The sequence below is a fragment of the Shewanella sp. OMA3-2 genome (genome assembly GCF_021513195.1).
GTDB lineage: Bacteria > Pseudomonadota > Gammaproteobacteria > Enterobacterales > Shewanellaceae > Shewanella.
This window is the reverse complement of record NZ_CP090974.1, coordinates 22118-44498: the sequence shown is the minus strand read 5'-3', so window position 1 is coordinate 44498 and position 22381 is coordinate 22118. Positions and strand designations below refer to the sequence as shown.

Annotated in this window: 12 protein-coding genes and 7 pseudogenes; 11 read left to right on the top strand and 8 right to left on the bottom strand. The window is 41.6% G+C overall.

Annotated elements, in window-relative coordinates:
• Window positions 1-43 precede the first annotated feature (43 nt).
• The 3 genes and pseudogenes from L0B17_RS00215 to L0B17_RS00205 form a co-directional block, all read right to left on the bottom strand.
• Complete coding sequence (locus L0B17_RS00215; protein WP_235086759.1) at window positions 44-976, bottom strand: acyltransferase; 933 nt, start codon at window positions 974-976, stop codon at window positions 44-46.
• 6 nt (window positions 977-982) lie between these two features.
• A pseudogene (locus tag L0B17_RS00210) lies at window positions 983-1917 on the bottom strand (acyltransferase).
• 71 nt (window positions 1918-1988) lie between these two features.
• Window positions 1989-3514, bottom strand: a pseudogene (locus tag L0B17_RS00205) (YifB family Mg chelatase-like AAA ATPase).
• 355 nt (window positions 3515-3869) lie between these two features.
• On the opposite strand from L0B17_RS00205, the gene L0B17_RS00200 reads away from it, so the two are divergent.
• Window positions 3870-5162 carry a hemolysin family protein gene (locus L0B17_RS00200; RefSeq protein WP_235086757.1) on the top strand — a complete coding sequence of 431 codons (1293 nt, stop codon included), beginning with the start codon at window positions 3870-3872 and terminating at the stop codon, window positions 5160-5162.
• Here the strand turns inward: L0B17_RS00200 and ilvY are convergent.
• Window positions 5159-6031, bottom strand: coding sequence for an HTH-type transcriptional activator IlvY (ilvY, locus tag L0B17_RS00195; protein ID WP_235086755.1), 873 nt, complete (start codon window positions 6029-6031; stop codon window positions 5159-5161). The genes L0B17_RS00200 and ilvY overlap by 4 nt on opposite strands.
• 200 nt (window positions 6032-6231) lie before the next feature.
• On the opposite strand from ilvY, the gene ilvC reads away from it, so the two are divergent.
• From ilvC to L0B17_RS00165, 6 genes and pseudogenes are all read left to right on the top strand, one after another.
• Window positions 6232-7713, top strand: coding sequence for a ketol-acid reductoisomerase (gene ilvC, locus L0B17_RS00190; protein WP_235086753.1), 1482 nt, complete (start codon window positions 6232-6234; stop codon window positions 7711-7713).
• A 589-nt stretch (window positions 7714-8302) separates the two neighbouring features.
• A complete protein-coding gene (ilvG, locus tag L0B17_RS00185; protein ID WP_443019911.1) occupies window positions 8303-9931 on the top strand; it encodes an acetolactate synthase 2 catalytic subunit in 1629 nt (542 codons plus the stop codon).
• A gap of 55 nt (window positions 9932-9986) precedes the next feature.
• A complete protein-coding gene (ilvM, locus tag L0B17_RS00180; protein ID WP_235089942.1) occupies window positions 9987-10247 on the top strand; it encodes an acetolactate synthase 2 small subunit in 261 nt (86 codons plus the stop codon).
• A gap of 69 nt (window positions 10248-10316) precedes the next feature.
• Window positions 10317-12175: pseudogene (gene ilvD, locus L0B17_RS00175) on the top strand (dihydroxy-acid dehydratase).
• A gap of 3 nt (window positions 12176-12178) precedes the next feature.
• Window positions 12179-13756 carry a threonine ammonia-lyase, biosynthetic gene (gene ilvA, locus L0B17_RS00170; protein WP_235086751.1) on the top strand — a complete coding sequence of 526 codons (1578 nt, stop codon included), beginning with the start codon at window positions 12179-12181 and terminating at the stop codon, window positions 13754-13756.
• A gap of 159 nt (window positions 13757-13915) precedes the next feature.
• Window positions 13916-15051 (top strand): annotated as a pseudogene (locus tag L0B17_RS00165) (pyridoxal-phosphate-dependent aminotransferase family protein).
• Between the two features lie 668 nt (window positions 15052-15719).
• On the opposite strand, the gene fis reads toward L0B17_RS00165, so the two are convergent.
• The 3 genes and pseudogenes from fis to prmA all read right to left on the bottom strand — a co-directional run bounded on the left by fis (window position 15720) and on the right by prmA (window position 18155).
• Window positions 15720-16025, bottom strand: a complete 306-nt coding sequence (fis, locus tag L0B17_RS00160; protein ID WP_011494902.1) for a DNA-binding transcriptional regulator Fis — start codon at window positions 16023-16025, stop codon at window positions 15720-15722.
• A 23-nt stretch (window positions 16026-16048) separates the two neighbouring features.
• Window positions 16049-17010: pseudogene (gene dusB / locus L0B17_RS00155) on the bottom strand (tRNA dihydrouridine synthase DusB).
• A 263-nt stretch (window positions 17011-17273) separates the two neighbouring features.
• Entirely contained in the window at window positions 17274-18155 is an 882-nt protein-coding gene (gene prmA / locus L0B17_RS00150) for a 50S ribosomal protein L11 methyltransferase (RefSeq protein WP_235086750.1), read from the bottom strand.
• Between the two features lie 233 nt (window positions 18156-18388).
• Between prmA and frdB the strand changes: the two are divergent.
• From frdB to L0B17_RS00130, 4 genes and pseudogenes are all read left to right on the top strand, one after another.
• Window positions 18389-18523 (top strand): annotated as a pseudogene (gene frdB, locus L0B17_RS00145) (fumarate reductase iron-sulfur subunit); the annotation flags it as partial.
• A 172-nt stretch (window positions 18524-18695) separates the two neighbouring features.
• Window positions 18696-19665 (top strand): annotated as a pseudogene (locus L0B17_RS00140) (ISAs1 family transposase).
• Window positions 19666-19928: 263 nt separating this feature from the next.
• Entirely contained in the window at window positions 19929-20336 is a 408-nt protein-coding gene (locus L0B17_RS00135) for a hypothetical protein (RefSeq protein WP_235086748.1), read from the top strand.
• Window positions 20333-20833: a hypothetical protein gene (locus L0B17_RS00130; RefSeq protein ID WP_235086747.1), complete on the top strand. Its 501-nt coding sequence runs from the start codon at window positions 20333-20335 to the stop codon at window positions 20831-20833. Before L0B17_RS00135 ends, L0B17_RS00130 begins: the two co-directional genes overlap by 4 nt.
• Window positions 20834-20906: 73 nt before the next feature.
• Here L0B17_RS00130 and rho read toward each other — a convergent pair whose 3' ends face one another.
• Window positions 20907-22172, bottom strand: coding sequence for a transcription termination factor Rho (gene rho, locus L0B17_RS00125; protein ID WP_235086745.1), 1266 nt, complete (start codon window positions 22170-22172; stop codon window positions 20907-20909).
• Window positions 22173-22381: the final 209 nt, after the last annotated feature.

Here is a 22381-nt window from a genome sequence, read left to right as displayed (position 1 = left end):
GGCGTTTATTATAGCTAGTTCTACAGATGATAATACTTGATTATTATTTTTTGTTGTTTGTGATAGGTTTTTCAGCATATTGCTTGAGAATGCCATCGATTTGGTTATCTTTTTCTAACCACAAATCATTCAACCAACGTTGAAATTCGGCCCTATATTCCGCCTCAGAAAAGTAAATGTCAGGATCAACCTCAGGGACGGGAAGTATTTCTACTCTCATAACCACTTTTTTGACGCGACCATTCATCACACCATAAAGTATATCTTCATCTGCCTTTGCGTCTGGGTACACTAAAGTAACATTAAGCAGGCTGGTAAATTGTTCACCCATTGCCGAAAGGGTAAAAGCAATACCACCCGCTTTTGCTCGTAGCAAATGTTGGTAAGGTGACTGTTGGCGTTGATGTTTTTCTACCGTGAAGCGACTACCTTCAACATAGTTAATAATAGAGGTAGGTAAATGTTTAAACCGAGCACAAGCCTTGCGAGTTGTTGCTAAGTCTTTGCCTTTCAATTTAGGATTTTTACGTAACTTTGCTGGGCTGGTTCTATGCATAAACGGCATATCCAGCGCCCAACAGCCTAATCCCATAATGGGTACATACATCAATTCTTGTTTCAGAAAGAACTTTAACATTGGAATATGATTGCGTAGTAAATAGGTTTGAGCAGCAATATCAAAACCGCTTAAGTGATTACTTATCAGTAAATACCAGCTATTTTCATCAAGACCTTCAAGGCCTTCTACGTCCCATTCAATATTAGATATTAATGCTAAAATGCCGCCATTACAGACCGCCCAGCACCACATAAAGCGGTTCATTAGGTGAGATAAGCCTAAGCGAATGATGTTGATGGGCAGGAGTAATTTCACTATGCCACCAATACTCAGTAATGAGCTCCAAACAACAGTGTTAATAATCAATAAAGTGAGACTTATTGCGTATAACATTGGGCCAGGTAAAAATGATAGCATTGATATTTATACCTTTTCAGTAGGCTTGCTGCGAATTTCCGCGCGATTTTTTGGTGCTGTACAGTGCTGATGATACTGTTGTAGCATTTGATTTTTGTCTGTCCAAAATTGGTTTAACTGCTCTTGAAAGTCAATTTTAAATTGTCTGTCATTAATATAATCGCCACGCATAGTCTCTGGTATATCGCTAATTTTAATGTCTACTTTAATATGCTGGGTTTGCCCGCAGAGATAGCCCCAAAATGAAGGCACCTGTTCAGGATAATAAATAGTCACATTAACTAACTTATTGATGTGTTCGCCCATAGCTGAGAGTGCGAAAGCCATTCCACCCGCTTTAGGTTTTAATAGGTGCGCAAAAGGCGATATCTGCTTGTGATGTTTAGCGGTACTAAAGCGAGTACCCTCAACAAAATTCATCACACTGACAGGCTTAGTTTTAAATTTTTCACAGGCTTTACGGGTAATTTCGATGTCTTTACCTTTAAGCTTTGGGTTTTTTTAAGTTGTGCATGGCTAAAGCGGCGCATAAAAGGAAAGTCTAATGCCCACCAAACTAACCCTAATATAGGCACATAAAGCAGTTCTTGTTTGAGGAAAAACTTAAGAAAAGGAATTTTGCCATTTAATAAGCGTTGCAGTACTAAGATATCAACCCAAGACTGATGGTTTGCAATTACCATATACCACTGTTTTTGATCAAAATCAGTATCACCAGTGACTTCAAAAGTGACCAGGTGAAGTATTCTTTCAGTAAGCGTGTTGCAGTAAATCCATGCCGAAGCACAGTGATCAGCTACATAACTGCACACTTTGTCGATAATTTTTAAGGGGATCAGTTTGATCAGGCCAAAAACTAAAATGGGTATGGCCCAAAATAGTGTATTTATTAAGTAGCATACGAATGCTAACGACCCTTTAATTTTTGAAAACAACGACATCTAACTCTCCTGTAAATGGAGGCCTATATTACTCGTTGTATAGGTTTAGCTCAATCAGTAGCGATTTTATTTTAGTATTGTCTACTTAAACTGGCCAAAAGCCTGTCCATTGCACGGTATCCTAGCGCTTGAGCGATATGGCTTCTATCGGTATTTTGACTATTTTGCAGGTCGGCGATAGTGCGAGCAACACGTTGAATTCGATGAAAACTGCGCACTGATAATCCAAGTTTAACCACACTTTGCTCTAAAAAAACCAAGTCTTGGTGGCAAATGCCGCTGTGTTGATTAAGCAGTTTAGGACTGAGCTCACTATTTAATACGCCGCACCGACTCAACTGTACATCTCGAGCATGTTTGACACGTAGCGCGATGCTAGCACTGGTTTCTGATGTTGTATTGGTTTGGGTTAATGTACCGGACGGTAGCTTAGGCACATCTATAGTTAAATCAAATCGGTCTAAAAAAGGCCCAGATAAACGTGACAAATAACGTTGAATTTGATCCGGTGTGGCGCGTGCATGCTCGGTATCACCGCAGGGGCTAGGATTCATTGCGGCAATTAGCTGAAATCGGCTAGAAAAGGTCAATTTGGCTGCGGCGCGTGAGATCACCACCTCACCACTTTCCATTGGCTCCCTTAGGCAATCTAAGACTTTGCGGGGAAACTCGGCTATCTCATCTAAAAATAAAATCCCCCTATGGGCTAATGATATCTCCCCCGGTTTGGGCTGGCTTCCTCCACCAACTAATGAAATAGATGAACAAGTATGATGTGGTGCGCGAAACGGGCGGTTCAAAAAGTTAGCAGGTTTAATACTCAGGGCTGCAACCGAATGAATTGCCGCGACTTCAATAGCTTCTTCATAGGTTAGTTTGGGCATTAATGGAATGATTCGATTAGCTAACATCGACTTTCCTGTGCCCGGGGGCCCAAGCATTAACATGTTATGTCCTCCAGCGGCGGCAATTTCTAGTGCTTGTTTTGCTTGATGTTGACCAATCACTTCGCTCATACATAAATGACTTTCGTCAGTGGGGGCATCATCTATCCATTGGGGTAAACTATCTAGCTTAGGTAATTGTGATTGCCCATGCATAAAGGCCGCTAAGTGTTGTAAATGGGCAACAAAAAAGCAGTGTTCATAACCTACCAGTTCGGCTTCATAGCGATTTTCCAGTGGCATAAATAAATGATGATATTGATTTTTTGCAGCGATGATGGCGGGTAAAATACCACTACAGGATCTGACATGCCCCGATAGCGCAAGCTCACCAATAAATTCATATTGGGCGATATTCTTAGTGGGAATTTGCCCTGAAGCAGCTAAAATACCAATGGCGATAGGTAAATCGTAACGCCCCCCTGTTTTGGTAAATCTGCTGGGGCAAGGTTAACGGTAATTCGGCGCTGTGGCACTTCAAAGCCCGCATTAATCAAGGCGCTGCGGACTCGCTCTTTGGCTTCTTTTACTGAGGTTTCTGGCAAGCCGACTAAATTAAAAGCGGGTAGGCCATTACTTAAATGTACTTCAACGGTAACAATAGGGGCATCAACGCCACAACTGGCACGAGTGTTAATACAGGCAATTGCCATAAACAGTTCCTTTGCAAGGGATAATCCTGATTCCATGGATTAATCAATAGAAATATAGGCAGTTCAATCAATATTCAGTAAGTGTAGACTATTTTATAAATAATACTTCGAGTACCATACGGCGATTTTAGCCACATATATACTATTAGCTTCATTAGCGTGGGTTTGTATCTGTTATAAGTTACTAATTTACATCATTAATGAGTGCCCATACAGCTAAGTGCACAGTGTTAAATTTGGGGGGAATGCTCAAATTTGCCGTAAACCCAAATTATCGTTATTTGATATCACTGATAATGACCATGATTTTATCGATTTAACCAGCCTATAAATAAGAGATTAGGCAGAGGTAGTAATGAGTTTTGTTGACAATTTTTTAATCATGATGGGCTTAATTGCTATTAGCTGTTTCTTTTCTATGTCTGAAATTGCCTTAGCCGCCGCACGCAAAATTCGCTTACAAGCCCTTGGTGAAGAAGGCGATACTCGCGCGTACAAAGTACTGAGTTTGCAAGCGCATCCGGGCAGTTTTTTTACGGTTGTTCAAATAGGCCTTAATGCCGTAGCCATTATGGGCGGTATTGTCGGTGAAGGTGCATTTAGGCCATATTTTGAAGGTTTATTATCGTCATGGGTCGATCCTGATTGGGTTAGTCAAAGCAGTTTTATATTGTCATTTATCTGCGTGACCTCATTATTTATTCTTTTTGCTGATTTAATGCCAAAACGTATTGCGATGGTAATGCCTGAAAAAGTGGCGGTGACTTTAGTCGCGCCTATGATGGTGTGTATTACCTTGTTAAAACCCTTTGTTTGGCTGTTTAATGGTTTAGCGAATGGCTTGTTCAAATTATTACAAATTCCTATGATCCGGAATGACCAAATTACTCACGATGATATCTACGCGATAATGAGTGCTGGCACTGAAGCGGGAGTGTTAGACAAAGGCGAGCAGCAAATGATGGAGAATGTATTTGAAATGCAGTCCGTCCCCGTTACTTCAGCCATGACTGCCCGTGAAAGTTTAGTGTTTTTTTTACAGCAAGATTCTGAAGATACCATCAAACGTAAAATTGCGGATGAACCTCATAGTAAGTTTTTGGTGTGTAATGGTCAGTTAGACACTATTTTAGGTTATGTCGATGCCAAAGAAATTTTGCTTAGGGTAATTAACGGCCAAAGCATTAATTTAAAAGACAGCTCCTTGGTCCATAGCTGTCTGATTATTCCTGATACGCTAACGTTGTCAGAATCGATGGAGTATTTTAAAAATAATCGCACCGGATTTGCGGTCGTGATGAATGAATATGCCTTGGTGGTTGGCATTGTGACCACCAATGATTTACAAAGTGCAGTGATGGGCGCTTGGTCGTTACATGAAAGCGAAGAGCAAATTGTTAGCCGTGATGACAGTTCATGGTTAGTTGATGGCGTGACACCAATCACTGATGTGATGCGGGCATTTAATATTGAATCATTTCCCCACAGTCAGAACTATGAAACCATCGCGGGCTTTATTATGTATATGTTACGTAAAATCCCTAAACGAACAGATTTTGTTAATTATGGTGGTTATAAATTTGAAGTGGTCGACATTGATTCATACAAAGTCGACCAGTTACTCGTGACTAAAATAGACCAGCCTTAAATAACCTGTAAAAACGCATTGATGATCGGATCGTCAGTGCGTTTTTCTTTGCAACAACAGCCTAACTCAAACCCTGGAATTTCCACCGGTGAAGTCACCATTTGAATCCGTCCCCGCACGGGACTATTTTGAATTACCACATCAGGGCTAATACCCACGCCACAGCCAAGCGCGACCATTGAGGCAATCGCTTCTTGCCCAGCAACTTGAGCGTAGATATTCGGCTTGAAACCCATTTGCTTAAACCAGTTATCAGCACGACGACGTCCTGGGCCATGATCAGGCACAATAAACGGCAACTTATCCCATTCAATATTGGCTTGTGCCACCATTTGCTGAACCTGGCAGGGCATTGTGGGCGCGATAATAGATAAAGGCACATAATCAATTTTGCTAAAGTGAATGCTGGGGGCAAGGCTGTCTGGCATGGCTAGAATGGCAATATCGGCTTTATTTTGTTGTACTTCGTTAATGGCATTTGCTGGGTCACCAGTGGTTAAGTTTATTTCGACATGGGGATGCTCGCGTCTAAATCTGTCTAATAATGAAGGTAAGTGGCTATATGCTGCGGTAACCGAGCAAAAAATATTTAATCGCCCTCGTAACACATTTTGTTGTGGGTCAATACGCTGTTTTAGCTGGGTCCATTCAGATAAGGTTTGTTCGGCAAAATGTTTAAACTCAACCCCAGCATGGGTGAGGCTGACACTGCGGTTATCTCGCTCCAGCAATTTACAACCCACTTCTTCTTCAAGTCTTTGCATCGCACGACTTAATGTTGATGGACTAACATGGGTTTGCTCTGCGGTTTTGGCAAAATGCAAACTATCGCATAAATGTAAGTAAAGCTTGAGTGAACGAATATCCATAACACCTCAGAAAATCAGGTTAAGTGTGCGCTGTTTGATATAGCAAACTATATCATTTCATTTAATGCAACTACAAATGCCAAATATATCATTTTAAGCAATCATATGCTTGCGCTATAGTGAGTTCAATCACAACTTCCGATGATTTTATCTATCCGAATGTTGCGTCTCAAATTTCTGAATTTTATAGGTGGTATCAGATGGCTAACTATTTTAACTCTCTGAATTTACGTCAACAATTATCTCAACTAGCACAATGTCGTTTCATGGACCGCAGTGAATTCGTAGACGGCTGCAATTATATTAAAGATTGGAACATTGTTATTTTAGGTTGTGGCGCTCAGGGTCTTAACCAAGGCTTAAACATGCGTGACTCTGGCTTGAATATTTCTTTCGCCTTACGTCCACAAGCCATTGCAGAAAAACGTGCATCTTGGCAAAAAGCCACCGACAACGGTTTTACCGTAGGTACCTTTGAAGAGCTTATACCTGCTGCTGATTTAGTGTTAAACCTTACGCCTGACAAACAGCACACTGATGTTGTTAATACGGTTATGCCATTAATGAAGCAAGGTGCAACATTATCTTACTCTCACGGTTTTAATATCGTTGAAGAAGGCATGCAAGTGCGTTCAGACATTACCGTGGTCATGGTTGCGCCTAAATGTCCGGGTACTGAAGTGCGTGAAGAATATAAGCGTGGTTTTGGTGTACCAACATTGATAGCTGTTCACCCAGAAAATGACCCAAATGGTGATGGCTTAGACATTGCTAAAGCCTATGCTAGTGCAACTGGTGGCGATCGTGCTGGTGTATTACTGTCATCATTTATTGCTGAAGTTAAGTCAGACTTAATGGGTGAGCAAACCATTTTATGTGGCATGTTACAAACGGGTGCCATTTTAGGTTACGAGAAAATGGTTGCTGACGGTGTTGAGCCAGGCTATGCCGGTAAACTTATCCAACAAGGTTGGGAAACCGTTACCGAAGCGCTTAAGCATGGCGGCATCACTAACATGATGGACCGTTTATCTAACCCAGCTAAAATCAAAGCGTTTGATATGGCTGAAGAATTAAAAGAAATTCTTGCACCATTATTTGCTAAGCATATGGACGACATTATCAGCGGTGAATTCTCTCGCACTATGATGGAAGACTGGGCGAATGATGATGCTAATTTACTAAAATGGCGCGCTGAAACCAACGAAACCGCATTTGAAAATTCACCGGTTTCAAGTGAGCACATTGATGAGCAAACTTATTTTGATAAAGGCATCTTCTTAGTTGCCATGATCAAAGCAGGTGTAGAATTAGCATTCGATACCATGGTTGCTTCGGGTATTGTTGAAGAGTCAGCTTATTACGAGTCGTTACATGAAACACCGCTAATTGCCAACACGATTGCACGTAAGCGTTTGTATGAAATGAACGTTGTTATTTCAGATACCGCTGAATATGGTTGTTACTTATTTAACCATGCCGCAGTGCCGTTACTACGTGACTACGTTAATGCCATGTCACCAGAGTTTCTAGGTAGCGGTTTAAAGTCAACTTCTACAGGTGTAGATAACCTTCGCTTAATTGAAGTCAATGATGCCATTCGCAATACCGACGTTGAGTTTGTAGGTGCAGAGCTTCGTGGCTATATGACTGAGATGAAAAGTATTGTTGAGGCCAGCTAACCATTAGCGGCTGAATAACTTAGCCGCTAATTTGTTAAATTTATGGCTTGGTTATAGATTTAGGTTTGTAAAAAGTACTGATGAAGTACCTGTTCAGTTTAGGTTATTGAATTAATCATGAGTTGTCGGACAGGCATCATTAGAGTGAGTGACAAAGGTTGCCACCCTAGCAAATTTTTATTTGAGTGATCTAAATTGGGTTACTGCCAAATTTTTAGTTTGTTGTTTGCATTGTCTCGGCAGGGAAGCTGAATTTTTTTTACAATACCGATTTTTACTTGTGTTGGATGAAGTTTGTATGGTATCACTTATCACTCAGTTGATATTCAACACTCACATTAGGAACTCAGTCTTTATATGTTTAACCAAGTAGCCCTACTCATTATTTCGATTATTACCGTAGTGATTATTAAATCACAGCGGGGGCTGCATTTGGCAAAAAGACTGACCTAGAGGTCACAAAATTCCAAAAACCCCCGCTCCGAAAGGACCAGGGGTTTTTGTTTTAAGGCGTTTGAACATTCACTGAACATACACATTGTCATCAAGTAGCGTAAATCAAATCGCATTAATAAGTAGAGAGCACATTATGGAAGTAGGGCAAAAAATGAGAGGCGCAGACGCCGTAATCAAAGTGCTAGCCGCACATGGCGTCACCACAGTGTTTGGTTACCCTGGTGGGGCTATTATGCCGATTTATGATGCCCTTTATGGCAGCCCTGTTGAGCATTTGTTAAGTCGACACGAACAAGGCGCAGCCTTTGCGGCAGTTGGGTACGCCAGAGCCAGTGGTAAAACGGGTGTCTGTTTTGCCACATCAGGACCTGGTGCCACAAATTTAATCACCTCGCTTGCTGATGCATTACTTGATTCTGTGCCGCTAGTGGCGATTACTGGCCAAGTATCCACTAGTGTCATTGGGACCGACGCCTTCCAAGAAATAGATGTGCTGGGGATGTCACTGTCCTGTACCAAACACAGTTTTATGGTTACAGACATCAACGAGCTGATTCCTACTTTGTACCGTGCCTTTGAAATTGCAGCTTCTGGACGACCAGGACCAGTGTTAGTCGATATTCCCAAAGATATCCAAATAGCTGAACTTGAATACAAAACCCCTCTGCAATCTATTGAAGTTGAGTTACAAGCCAAACAAGCTGATCTTGATTCCGCCGCTGAATTAATCAAAACAGCCAAAAAACCTATGTTGTATGTTGGCGGTGGAGTCGGTATGGCTGGTGCCGTCGCCCATTTACGTCAGTTTATTGCTCAAACCAAAATACCGTCAGTAGCCACCTTAAAAGGGCTTGGCAGTATTGCCCATGATGCCCCAGGTTATCTGGGTATGTTAGGCATGCACGGCGGTAAAGCAGCTAATTTAGCCGTACAAGAATGTGATTTATTAATTGTAGTCGGCGCACGTTTTGATGACCGTGTCACCGGCAGGTTAGCCAGTTTTGCCAGTAATGCCAAAGTGCTCCATTTAGATATCGATGCCGCCGAGCTGGGTAAGCTACGCCAACCCGATGTGGCCATAGCGGCTGAACTGCGTGTTGTATTGCCAGCTTTAGCTGAAGCGGTCGTTGATGCGGTGCATATTCAACCGTGGTTACAAGATATTGCCGACATGTCACGTCAATATAAATGGAACTATAACCACCCAGGTGAACTGATTTTTGCCCCTTCTATGTTACGCCGCTTAGCTAATAAGTTACCGGAAGATAGTGTGGTTTGTTGTGATGTCGGTCAGCACCAAATGTGGGTGGCGCAACATATGTGGTTTAGACGTCCTGAAGATCACTTGTCTAGTGCTGGCCTTGGCACTATGGGATTTGGCCTTCCAGCCGCCATTGGTGCACAAGTTGCTAGACCTAATGCCACTGTGGTCACAGTATCTGGCGATGGTTCGTTTATGATGAACGTGCAAGAGTTAACCACCATCAAACGCCGTAAATTGCCGGTTAAAATTTTACTGGTTGATAACCAAAAATTAGGTATGGTGAAGCAGTGGCAACAACTCTTTTTTGAAGAACGTTACAGCGAAACCGATTTATCAGACAACCCAAACTTTGTGTTAATGGCATCGGCATTTGATATCCCAGGGCGGACGATTACCCGCGCAGACCAAGTCGAACAAGCTTTAGATGAAATGATTAATACCCAGGTCCATTTATGTTGCATGTGTCGATTGATGATGCTTTCAACGTTTGGCCATTAGTGCCTCCAGGGGCCAGTAACAGTGACATGATGGATCAAATGGAGAAGCAAACATGATGCAACATAATCTTGAAATAACCGTAAAGCAATGTCCAGAAGTACTCGAGCGTGTATTACGCGTGACCCGTCACCGTGGCTTTAAAGTGACTGAAATGAAAATGCACACTAAGGATGACAACAACCTAGCGATTAATTTATGGGTTGAAGCCGAGCGTGCAATTGAATTATTAAGCAACCAATTAGACAAGCTGATTGATGTAACACAGTGTAAAGTGTTACCCGTTGCCGCCCCATTAGATAAAACAGTAAACGCTTAATATTTTTAGCTTTCATCAGCAAAGATTAATCGATTTTATGCAGTAAAGAATTAAACAAGGAATAAAGCAATGCCAAAACTACGTTCAGCAACCAGTACCGAAGGTCGTAACATGGCTGGAGCTCGCGCACTTTGGCGTGCGACAGGCGTAAAAGAAACGGATTTTGGTAAGCCAATTATTGCCATTTCTAACTCATTTACCCAATTTGTGCGGGTCATGTGCATTTAAAAGACATGGGTTCGCTTGTTGCTAGTGCTATTGAAGAAGCGGGCGGTATCGCCAAAGAATTTAACACCATAGCCGTGGATGATGGTATTGCCATGGGTCATGGCGGCATGCTTTATAGCTTGCCATCACGTGAATTAATCGCCGACAGTGTTGAATACATGGTTAATGCCCACTGCGCCGATGCATTAGTGTGTATTTCAAACTGTGACAAAATTACCCCTGGCATGTTGATGGCCGCACTAAGATTGAATATCCCAGTGGTTTTTGTTTCTGGTGGCCCAATGGAAGCCGGTAAAACTAAGCTATCAGATAAAATCATCAAGCTTGATTTAGTTGACGCTATGGTTGCTGGTGCTGACACTAATGTCAGCGATGCAGACAGTAAACAAATTGAGCGCAGTGCTTGTCCTACTTGTGGTTCATGTTCAGGTATGTTTACCGCTAACTCAATGAACTGTCTAACTGAAGCGTTAGGGTTATCGTTACCAGGTAATGGTTCTATGCTGGCAACGCATGCGGATCGTCGTGAACTGTTTTTAGAAGCGGGTCGTCGAGTGATGAAACTGGCTGAGCGCTATTATAGGCACGATGATGAAACAGCTTTACCACGCAATATTGCTTCATTTAAAGCCTTTGAAAACGCCACAACCTTAGATATCGCTATGGGCGGTTCATCTAACACAGTATTGCATTTATTGGCCGCCGCGCATGAAGCGGAAGTTGATTTTACCATGGCCGATATTGACCGTATTTCACGTTTAGTGCCACACCTTTGTAAAGTTGCCCCATCAACGCCTAAATATCATATGGAAGATGTGCACCGCGCAGGTGGTGTAATGGGTATTTTAGGCGAGTTAGACAGGGCAGGCTTATTACACAATGACGTGCCACACGTGGCTGCTGATAACGGTGGCGATTTAAAATCAGTTTTAGCTAAATATGATATTAAACAAACTAATGACGCTGAGGTCATCCGTTTCTTTAGTGCAGGACCTGCCGGTATTCCAACACAAAAAGCTTTTAGTCAAGATTGTCGCTGGGACAGTGTTGATGATGACCGTGAAAACGGTTGTATCCGCAGTCGTGAATTTGCTTTCAGTCAAGAAGGCGGCTTAGCGGTATTATCAGGTAACATCGCTGAAAAAGGCTGTATTGTGAAAACCGCTGGGGTTGATGATTCTAACTTGACCTTTGTTGGCAGTGCCCGTATTTATGAAAGCCAAGATGACGCCGTCGCGGGTATTTTAGGTGGTGAAGTGGTTGCCGGTGATGTAGTGGTTATTCGCTATGAAGGTCCTAAAGGTGGCCCAGGCATGCAGGAAATGTTGTACCCAACCACCTATCTTAAGTCACGTGGATTAGGCACCAAGTGTGCGTTAATTACCGATGGACGTTTCTCTGGCGGAACGTCAGGTTTATCCATTGGCCATATATCACCAGAAGCAGCTTCAGGTGGCACTATTGCTTTGATTGAAAATGGCGATCAAATTGCCATTGATATCCCTAATCGCAGTATTAAACTGAATGTGAGCGATCAAGCTTTAGCCGCGCGTCGTCAGGCGATGGACGCTAAAGGGGTACTAGGTTGGAAACCCATTGGACGTGAACGTTATGTGTCATTGGCGCTGAAAGCGTATGCATTGTTAGCCACCAGTGCCGACCAAGGTGCTGTGCGCGATCGCAGTAAATTAGAGGGGTAAATTATGCAGCCCTTGGCATCATCAACTCAATTGGAGTTAGCACCTATGCCTTTAGCTCAGCAGTATTTACAAAAGATTTTGCTGTCATCCGTTTATGATATAGCCAAGGTTACGCCGTTATCGGGAATGAAAAAGTTGTCAGCCCGCTTAGGTTGCGATGTATTTCTAAAGCGTGAAGACATGCAGCCGGTGCACTCCTTTAAATTGCGTGGTGCTTATAATCGCATTGCACAGTTAACCGCAGAGGAATGCGCTTGCGGAGTGGTTTGTGCATCAGCGGGTAATCATGCCCAAGGCGTGGCGATGTCGGCCGCAAGTCGCGGCATTAACGCTGTGATTGTCATGCCTAGTACAACACCAGACATTAAAATCGATGCAGTAAAGCGTTTAGGTGGCACAGTGGTTTTGCACGGTCAGGCTTTTGATCAGGCTAATGAATATGCTAAAGCACTGTCAGAATCTGAAGGTCGGGTGTATATCGCTCCATTTGATGATGAAGCAGTCATCGCAGGACAGGGCACAATTGCTCAAGAAATGGTGCAACAACAACGTGGGCTTGATGTGATATTTGTCCCCGTTGGCGGTGGTGGATTAATTGCGGGTATTGCGGCGTATTACAAAGCGGTAATGCCACAGGTAAAAATTATTGGTGTTGAGCCAGAAGATGCCGCGTGTTTAAAAGCGGCATTAGCAGCAGGCGAGCCTGTTACTTTAAGCCAGGTGGGTTTATTTGCCGATGGCGTAGCCGTTAAACGTATTGGCGATGAACCATTTCGTATTGCTAAAGAATATGTTGATCATGTTATTACGGTAACGTCAGATGAAATTTGCGCGGCAGTAAAAGACATTTTTGAAGATACTCGCGCTATAGCTGAACCTGCAGGCGCCTTGTCAGTTGCTGGTTTAAAAAAGTACCTACTTGCATATCAAAGTGACACAGATAAACCGTTAAAAGTGGCGGCTATTTTAAGTGGGGCTAATGTTAACTTTCACAGTTTGCGCTATGTGTCTGAACGCTGTGAGTTAGGCGAGCAAAAAGAGGCTGTTTTAGCGGTAAAAGTGCCTGAAAAACCTGGCAGTTTTTTACGTTTTTGTGAGTTACTTGATAAACGGGTAATGACCGAGTTTAACTATCGTTTCAGTAGCCGTGATATGGCGGTAGTCTTTGCCGGTATTCGTTTAAGTGGCGGTCAAACTGAGCTAAAAAGCATTATTGCCAAGTTAGAGTCAGAAAGCTTTGAGGTTCAAGACTTATCCCAAGATGAAACCGCAAAGCTGCATGTACGTTATATGGTTGGTGGTCATCCATTAGAGCCATTAGAAGAGCGGTTATTCAGTTTTGAGTTTCCTGAACATCCCGGTGCATTGTTGAAGTTTTTAACCACATTACAAAGCAAGTGGAATATCAGTTTATTCCATTACCGTAACCATGGTGCAGCATTTGGTCGAGTGTTAGCGGGTTTTGAAGTGCCAGCAAAAGATGATGTAGCATTTGGCCACTTTTTAACCGAGCTTGGATTTGTGTATCAGGAAGAAACACACAGCCCAGCATATAAGTTATTTTTAAATTCCAGTAAATAATCTTCCAGCATTGGCTTCTTTTGCAAGCCAATGTGATAAGTTTACGTTAACGGCTAAAACGAGAACATACTTGTTAGCTGAGTACTATTTTCTATGTAGGGTAAATTTTTCAACTAATGCTATTCAATAAAATAGCTAGACCTAGTTAAGGAGACATTGATGTTGCCCGTACCGCAAATTGCTGCTTTTAACCCTCCACGTCGTATTTTGATGGGCCCAGGGCCGTCCGACGTTTATCCAGAAGTATTAGCTGCACAAGCTAAGCCGACTATCGGTCATCTTGATCCGCTGTTCGTCAATATGATGGATGAGTTAAAGCAACTTATCCAATATGCCTTTCAAACTAAGAATGAAATGACTCTGGCAGTATCTGCACCTGGCAGTGCCGGAATGGAAACCTGTTTTGTTAACTTGGTCGAGCCAGGTGAAAAAGTCATTGTGTGCCGTAATGGGGTGTTTGGCGAACGTATGCGCCAAAACGTTGAACGTGTGGGTGGCGTGGCTGTGGTGGTTGATAATGTTTGGGGAGAACCTGTTTGTCCACAAGCGGTTGAACAAGCATTGGTTGCTAATCCAGACGCAAAGTTTTTAGCCTTTGTGCATGCAGAAACTTCAACCAGGGCATTATCGGATGCGCAAACCCTATGTACGCTAGCACAGCTCCATGGTTGCTTAACCATAGTTGATGCGGTGACATCTTTAGGTGGTGTAGAGCTACGTGTGGATGAATGGGGCATTGATGCTATTTATTCTGGCAGCCAAAAGTGTCTATCGTGTGTGCCGGTTTATCGCCAGTATCGTTTTCAGACAAAGCCGTTGAAAAGCTTAAAAACCGTAAAACATTAGTACAGAGTTGGTTTTTAGACCAGACATTAGTGATGGGTTACTGGGGCAATAGTGCCGGCGGCAAGCGCAGCTATCATCACACTGCACCCGTTAATGCCTTATATGCTTTACATGAGTCATTACGGGTATTAGCAAATGAAGGCTTAGAAAATGCCTGGGCGCGTCATCACAATATGCATGTCATTTTACGCGACGGACTGACTAAGCTAGGGCTTAAGTTTGTTGTTGATGAGGCATACCGACTCCCTCAGCTTAATACTGTCTATATTCCTCAAGGTATTGATGATGGCACGGTGCGCAAGCAGCTGCTAGAGCAATATAACCTAGAAATAGGCGCAGGATTAGGCGCATTAGCAGGTAAAGCCTGGCGTATCGGTTTAATGGGTTTTGGTGCTAGAGCTGAAAATGTGGCCTTATGCCTTAAAGCATTAGAAAATGTCATGAATTAATTTTTTTTACCGACAAAAAAAGCAGGTGCCAATAGGTGCCTGTTTTTTTATGGCGATGTGATACGCAATCGCATTTAAATTCACAGAATCTATAGTTGATTTCAGTTGATTTCAGTTGATTTCAGTTGCAGCTAGTATTTAAGCTTAAATATTAGGTGCAACTACAATGGTTATGGAGATAGCCAAAAAAAGAGGAGCCAGTTGCCAACAATCTTAAGAGTTAAATACTCAAACATATATCCTCTTTGTTCATGTTTGTTCCTAAATTGGGTACATCGTAACTTGTATCTAATATCGGAACAATGTTTAAGCCCCTCAATAACCCGCAAAATTTAAACTGATCGTTTGGCTAAAACAGCAAAGAAGTGTTCTGGGTTTAACTATGCGTGATATTAGCCGAAAGGCTTGAGGTTTCACATTTCTTTGTTGGTAAAGTGGAGCAAGGTGAGAGATGTTTGAATGTTGTTGAGTATATTCAATATTGTAAAGCTCTTGGCGTGTAACCAATTCAAGGTGTTTTACTTATTACTTCATCGTTGAGAGAGGGCAATCTCCGTTGCTTTTATAGTGGCTTTATCATGCGTGTAATTAAGCGTGTCCCTTAAAAGCAAAACGGGCTTATCATTACTGATAAGCCCGTTTCATTACAATCGCTTAGACGTTAAGTCTTAGTTCATGCCGTATTTTTTTAGCTTCTTACGTAAAGTACCACGATTGATACCTAACATGTTCGCTGCGCGAGTTTGGTTGCCACGAGTGTGTTGCATGATGATGTCTAGTAAAGGTGCTTCAACTTCACTTAGTACCATTTCATACACTTCTGAAGCTTCCTGACCGTCTAACTGAGAGAAGAAGTTGGTTACGGCGCGTTTTACTGCGTCGCGTAATAACTGCGGCTTGATAGTGCCGTTTGCTGTTTCAATTTTGCCTACGGTAAGCTGGTGAACTTCTGTGTTAGTTGTCTGATCAAACATTCTATTCTGCTCTTTAATTAATTTTACACTAATTCTTCAAAATAACATTCCACAAAGGAATGCTGTTGGACAGCGGTTTCAAGCCTGTTGAAGTCAGCACGCCATTGACGTTGTTCTTCGTGGTTTAGGTACCATCCGATATGCTTTCTGGCAAAACGGACACCTTTGTACTCGCCATACAGATTGTAAAGTTTATCAAGGTGTTCAAGCATCACAGTGCGTTGCTCTTCTGCCTCGATAGGCGCTAACTTTGAACCTGTTTCCAAGTAGTGCTGAATTTCTTTAAAAATCCAGGGCCTTCCTTGTGCACCTCTTCCTATCATCACCGCATCAGCACCCGTGTAATCAAGCACAAATTTGGCTTTTTCGGGACTGGTTATATCGCCATTGGCAACAACCGGAATCGATATATTCTGTTTTATTGCTTTAATCGTGTCGTATTCAGCAAAGCCTTTATACATACATTGCTTAGTACGGCCGTGGACCGCTAACGAAGCAATGCCACAATCTTGGGCAATTTGGGCTATTTGGATCCCGTTACGATTATCTGGGTCCCACCCGTGCGAATTTTTAGGGTTACTGGAACATCCACTGCGCTAACCACGGCTTGTAAAATCTCTTTTACTAAGCAGGGGTTTTGCATCAATGCAGAACCTGCTAACTTTTTATTCACTTTTTTTGCTGGGCAACCCATATTGATATCAATGATATGTGCGCCTTGTTCAACATTGAACTGAGCGGCATTAGCCATTAAATCAGGGTCTGCACCTGCAATTTGTACGGAGCGTATTCCTTCTTCACCCGAATGCGCCATGCGCACGCGGCTTTTATCCGAGTCCCAAACATCAGGATTGGACGACAACATTTCAGATACTGCTAAGGCTGCGCCATAACGTAAACAAAGGTTGCGGAAGGCTTGATCGGTAACACCTGCCATTGGTGCCACGATCAGCTGATTAGACAGTTGATAGGGGCCAATTCGCATTTGCTTATTTCACCTTGCTCTTCAAAGGGGCGCTATAGTAGCCCTTTTTAGCCTGCTTGAAAAGGTCAATAAATGACCTAAATAAAACTTTTTTACTTGACTTTTGATCTCAGACAATTAATTGCGTAATAACTTCGATTTGGAGCAATTTATTTTCATTTTTGAGCACTGATGAGGGTTGCAGCGAAGCGGTAGATAAGATAGACGCGCGCACAACGATTATAAACCTTGTTATAAGCGCGTCTGTTAGCTTAAATAGTAAACTATTTTTTTGTTCCGTTTAGGCGAGTCCAATCTTCTTTATGGCACGCTGGGTCCATATCAAACCATTGGCTGTAAAAGTCAGATACATCCTGAGCTTGTTCGCGTAATAAGCCTGATAAGGCTAATTTACCGCCTGTTCTCACTTTTTCAGCAATCAATGGGGCTAATTCTTTTAACGGTCCAGCCAGAATATTGGCAACAAGCACATCTGCTTGTAAGTTTTCTGGCTGATCTTCAGGCAAATAAAGCGACAATTTGTCGGCAACATCATTACGTTCAGCATTAGCGGTTGATGCGTCTATGGCTTGGTAATCAATATCAACCCCGGTGACTTTTTTAGCACCCAATTTGATAGCAGCAATCGCTAGAATACCTGAGCCACAACCAAAATCGATAACTTCTTTATCTGTTAAGTCTAAGCTGTCTAACCACTCAAGGCATAATGCGGTGGTTGGGTGTGTACCTGTGCCAAACGCTAAGCCAGGGTCTAAAATAACATTAACCGCTTGTGGATCTGGAATAGGGCGCCAGCTTGGGCAAATCCATAAACGTTGACCAAATTGAATAGGGTGGAAGCTGTCCATCCATTCACGTACCCAGTCTTTATCTTCAACTTGTTCAATTTTGTGGCTAAAACCAGCACCTAAGAATGGCATGGATTCTAAAAACTCAATTGTGGGTGCTAAATCGGTGCCGGCATCAAATAACGCAACAACTACCGTATCTTGCCAGAGTGGTGTTTCACCTAATTTGGGTTCAAAAATCGGTTCGTCTTGGCCATCTTCATAGGTAATGGAAACAGAGCCTTGATCCATTAATAAGTCGCCTAACATATCTGCATTGTCACGATGGGTGTGAATGCGCAATTGGATCCAAGCCATGGGGTGTTCCTAATCTTTGATAAAAGTGCTGTTAATGGCGACTATTATACCCAAACCAATTAGAGATGCGCACCTTAGTATAGATTTTATCTTGTTAAGATTCTGAGCGTGGCATTATGAAAGTAATAACAATGGATAATTAAGACATGTTCAATGTTATTATTTTGAAAAATGTAACTCATTGGTTTTATATGAAATTCAACGGGTGTCATTAGTAATGATATCCTCCGCTTGAATTAGTCCGTCGTGATAAGCGCATCATCGATGATTTTTATCATGTTATCGGTAATCAAGGTGGAGTATTTGTCTGCATGACTTTACTCGGCAGCCAAGATGCTTGCCCGAAAGATTTACCTCTCATGCAATAACAAGCCTATTTATGTCACAAAATGACGGGGCAAGTCCGGATAGAGTTTGGGAATAAAGAAACCTTTATTTGAATATCAACTTTCTTATGAAGTAAGTTATGTTAATACTCAGGGCGAGATTGTGAACGTTTTTAAATCAATTTAACACACGATTTGACGTTAAAATCTCGCTATGATCTTATACTCCATTTTTCGGGTGCTGTTTGGTTCACTTCGTACTGTTATTGCAGGCGCTAAAGGCTGGTTTGATATTCGAGAATATATACTTGGACATCGTGATTGGTTTAAAAACAATAATTTATTCGAGAGTGACATTACTGCTGATGACACGTTTGCCCGTACCATATCAACCATTGAACCAGAATAGTTTGACTAGTATTTTATTCACTGGATGTCTTCGATACACCTCCTTGCTGAAGGTCAAGTGATTGCTATTAATAGAAAAACTCTTCGTGGGTCATACAGTTGTGAAGGTAGAGCAGCCAGTACCATACACATGATAAGTGTCTATACTTCATCAAAAAATTAGTACTCGGTCAACTTAAAACAGAACAAAAAAGCAATTAGATAACCGCCATTCCTGAGTTGATAAAGGTGCTTATATCAAAGGGGCGTTAGTGACTATTGATGCGATGGCTTGTTAAACAAAAATAGCTAAAGCCATTGCGGACCAAGGCGGTAACTATCTGCTTGCGGTTAAAAGTAACTAGGGAAAGCTACGCGAAACGATAGTAAAAGCCTTCGTTCTCAAGCTAGCCAACAATACGGACAAATCCGCAATTGAACATGGGCATACAGAATGTCGTTATGGTTGAAGGCAGTAGCCTTGAGAAAGGATCCCCCAATCGACCTGGAGTACCGTTATTACATCCGTTCTAAGGAACTAAGTGTCAAACAAGCTGCGATAGCCGTGGGGGGATATAATCGATGTGCTTGATGTCAGTATTAGTGAGGATGTATATCAAATATACAACGCTCCCGGAGCGGAAAATCTCTCATGCTTGAGCCATATGAGTTTGAATATGTAACGAGCTGAGTCGACGAAGATAAGCATTGTTGGAAAACAAAAGCGATGCATGATCAATCCATCGATGCTTGAAACGGTATTAAAGGCTGGATTTAGTGTCTCGGCTAAAAATTAAACACTCATGCGGTAGCCCTAAACGCTAACCGAGTAAAAACTAGTATTAAATTTATATAGCAATTATGTTAGTTTTTTTGATTATAAATATGAACTTTTGAGTCAACTAATACTTAGTGATTGTAAGTTGAACTTTATAATTAAGAGTAATTATTTCTATTGTGCATTAGTATGATTTATTTTCTTATTTTGCTAGTAAATTTGCCATTCACCTTTAAGTACCTAATAATATTAAATTCAAAAATTAACTCACGGATTGAAGTTATGAAGTATTGCCCTGCGATAGTAGGATTGAAATTAGATGAAAAGAGCTTAATAGCTATAGATAATATTAATGATATTCATAATGTAATGAAACTTGGAAAAGTGACAATTTTAATTGGTCAATTATTATCTATATTTGCTGGTAATGCTGTTAAAACCAGCAGTAGTGGTATTAGATTAATGGAAGACACGTTGGCATGGAGGGTTGTTTCTTCTAATCAAGCGCAGAATGGCTGGGCAATTACTCAATCCAATTGGGAGTATTTCTTCTCTTCTTTTGGTAGTTTAGATCGGCATGGTCGTAGACAGATAGAAACTATTGCTGGTATTGAAGCGTATCGAACTTGGGAAGACCCTAAACAACAGGTATTTTGGCGTTCGATTCATGATGGATGTAAAGTTAAATGAAGAATATTTTAATTTTAGTATTTTTAGTATTTTCAAAGACCTCATTTTCTGGTGACAATACTACTTACGGTTCAATATTGCTGCAAACCAAATTTACTCAATATGAGCAGAAGTACGCAGAGTGCCAACGTGTTGCTGAGAATAACAAGTTATCTGATGATGTAATTAATAAATTAAGTCATTTATCTCGTGGTGCTGGAGTTGGCTTGGGTTTCTATCAATTTAAGGCGTTAGAAAAATGTTCTAGTCAAGAATATTTAGCAGTATTAACAATTTTGCTTTCTTTAGAATCTTTAAACAAGAAAGTAAAAGTTGTTGCAATTGAAGAGCAAATTAATACTTATAAAATTTTATTGTTTAGCGTGAATCATATTGATTTAGAAAAGTCTTATATTGATTTGCCAGAAGAAATAGTTGAACAACTGTCAAGTATTTCTGAATTAGTACAACCTTTTAATTCTTTTGATGCTTACGATAGGGCTTGGCCTCAAGATTAAATGAATGCATACAAAAATGCCGCTAAACTCATTTGAGCTAGCGGCATTTTTTATTGTCTATGTGTCTTATATATTAAGACTTAGTGCGCTTCATCGCAGTGAAGAATTCTTCATTGGTCTTGGTCATTGCAAGTTTATCGATTAAGAATTCCATTGCAGAGACTTCATCCATTGGGTGAAGGATTTTACGCAAGATCCACATCTTCTGAAGCTCTTCAACTGTAGTCAGTTTCTCTTCGCGACGAGTACCACTGCGGTTGAAATCAATCGCCAGGAACACACGTTTTTCAGCGGCTTTACGAGAAAGGTGTAACTCTTGGTTACCGGTACCTTTAAATTCTTCGTAAATCACCTCGTCCATTTTCGAACCTGTATCAACCAATGCGGTAGCGATAATCGTTAAGCTGCCACCGTGTTCGATGTTACGTGCTGCACCGAAGAAACGCTTTGGACGGTGAAGTGCGTTGGCATCAACACCACCGGTAAGTACTTTACCTGATGATGGAATAACCGTGTTGTATGCGCGAGCTAAACGAGTAATAGAGTCAAGTAAAATTACCACATCTTTCTTGTGTTCAACTAAACGCTTGGCTTTTTCAAGTACCATTTCGGCCACTTGAACGTGACGGCTTGCAGGCTCATCAAAGGTTGAAGCAATTACTTCACCTTTAACCATGCGTTGCATTTCTGTCACTTCTTCAGGACGTTCGTCAATCAGTAAAACCATTAACACCACATCTGGGTTGTTATAAGTAATACTTTGGGCGATATTTTGAAGTAATAATGTTTTACCCGCTTTTGGCGGAGCAACAATCAAACCACGTTGACCTTTACCGATAGGAGAACATAGGTCAAGAATACGCGAGGTGATATCTTCTGTTGAACCATTACCGCGTTCCATGCGAAGACGTTCTTCGGCATGAAGGGGGGTTAAGTTTTCAAACAAGATTTTGTTACGTGAGCTTTCTGGCTTGTCGAAGTTAACTTCAGATACTTTTAGCAGGGCAAAATATCTTTCACCTTCTTTAGGTGGACGTATCTTACCAAAAATGGAGTCACCAGTACGCATATTAAAGCGGCGAATTTGGCTAGGTGAAACATAGATATCGTCAGGGCCGGCTAAGTATGAACCATCTGAACTTCTTAAAAATCCAAAACCGTCTTGGAGGATTTCTAATACACCGCCACCGAAGATGTCTTCTCCGCTTTTGGCATGTGATTTTAAAATCGAGAAAATGATATCTTGCTTACGGGCGCGAGCCATGTTTTCTAGTTTCATGCTTTCAGCAAGTGAAACAAGATCTGAAATCGGCGTGTCTTTTAATTCTGTTAAATTCATGTATGGGAGTCTTGTGTTACGCGACAAAGCTTACCGCAATCAATCAGTAGGGGTGTAGAACAGGGTTTATGACTGAAAAGCGAGAAAAGGTTAAATTGAAAAAATCTGAGATAAATTTATCACCATATTGGGCTGACGTCCAGATTTTTAGGTACAAAAATGGCACAAATTGTATAAAACTTGTGCCATTTCGCAATTAGACTCTAAAT

Coding starts and splice junctions, on each gene's coding strand:
- L0B17_RS00215 (WP_235086759.1), bottom strand. CDS start 976: ATGCTATCATTTTTACCTGGCCCAATGTTATACGCAATAAGTCTCACT.
- L0B17_RS00200 (WP_235086757.1), top strand. CDS start 3,870: ATGAGTTTTGTTGACAATTTTTTAATCATGATGGGCTTAATTGCTATT.
- ilvY (WP_235086755.1), bottom strand. CDS start 6,031: ATGGATATTCGTTCACTCAAGCTTTACTTACATTTATGCGATAGTTTG.
- ilvC (WP_235086753.1), top strand. CDS start 6,232: ATGGCTAACTATTTTAACTCTCTGAATTTACGTCAACAATTATCTCAA.
- ilvG (WP_443019911.1), top strand. CDS start 8,303: ATGGAAGTAGGGCAAAAAATGAGAGGCGCAGACGCCGTAATCAAAGTG.
- ilvM (WP_235089942.1), top strand. CDS start 9,987: ATGCAACATAATCTTGAAATAACCGTAAAGCAATGTCCAGAAGTACTC.
- ilvA (WP_235086751.1), top strand. CDS start 12,179: ATGCAGCCCTTGGCATCATCAACTCAATTGGAGTTAGCACCTATGCCT.
- fis (WP_011494902.1), bottom strand. CDS start 16,025: ATGTTTGATCAGACAACTAACACAGAAGTTCACCAGCTTACCGTAGGC.
- prmA (WP_235086750.1), bottom strand. CDS start 18,155: ATGGCTTGGATCCAATTGCGCATTCACACCCATCGTGACAATGCAGAT.
- L0B17_RS00135 (WP_235086748.1), top strand. CDS start 19,929: ATGAAGTATTGCCCTGCGATAGTAGGATTGAAATTAGATGAAAAGAGC.
- L0B17_RS00130 (WP_235086747.1), top strand. CDS start 20,333: ATGAAGAATATTTTAATTTTAGTATTTTTAGTATTTTCAAAGACCTCA.
- rho (WP_235086745.1), bottom strand. CDS start 22,172: ATGAATTTAACAGAATTAAAAGACACGCCGATTTCAGATCTTGTTTCA.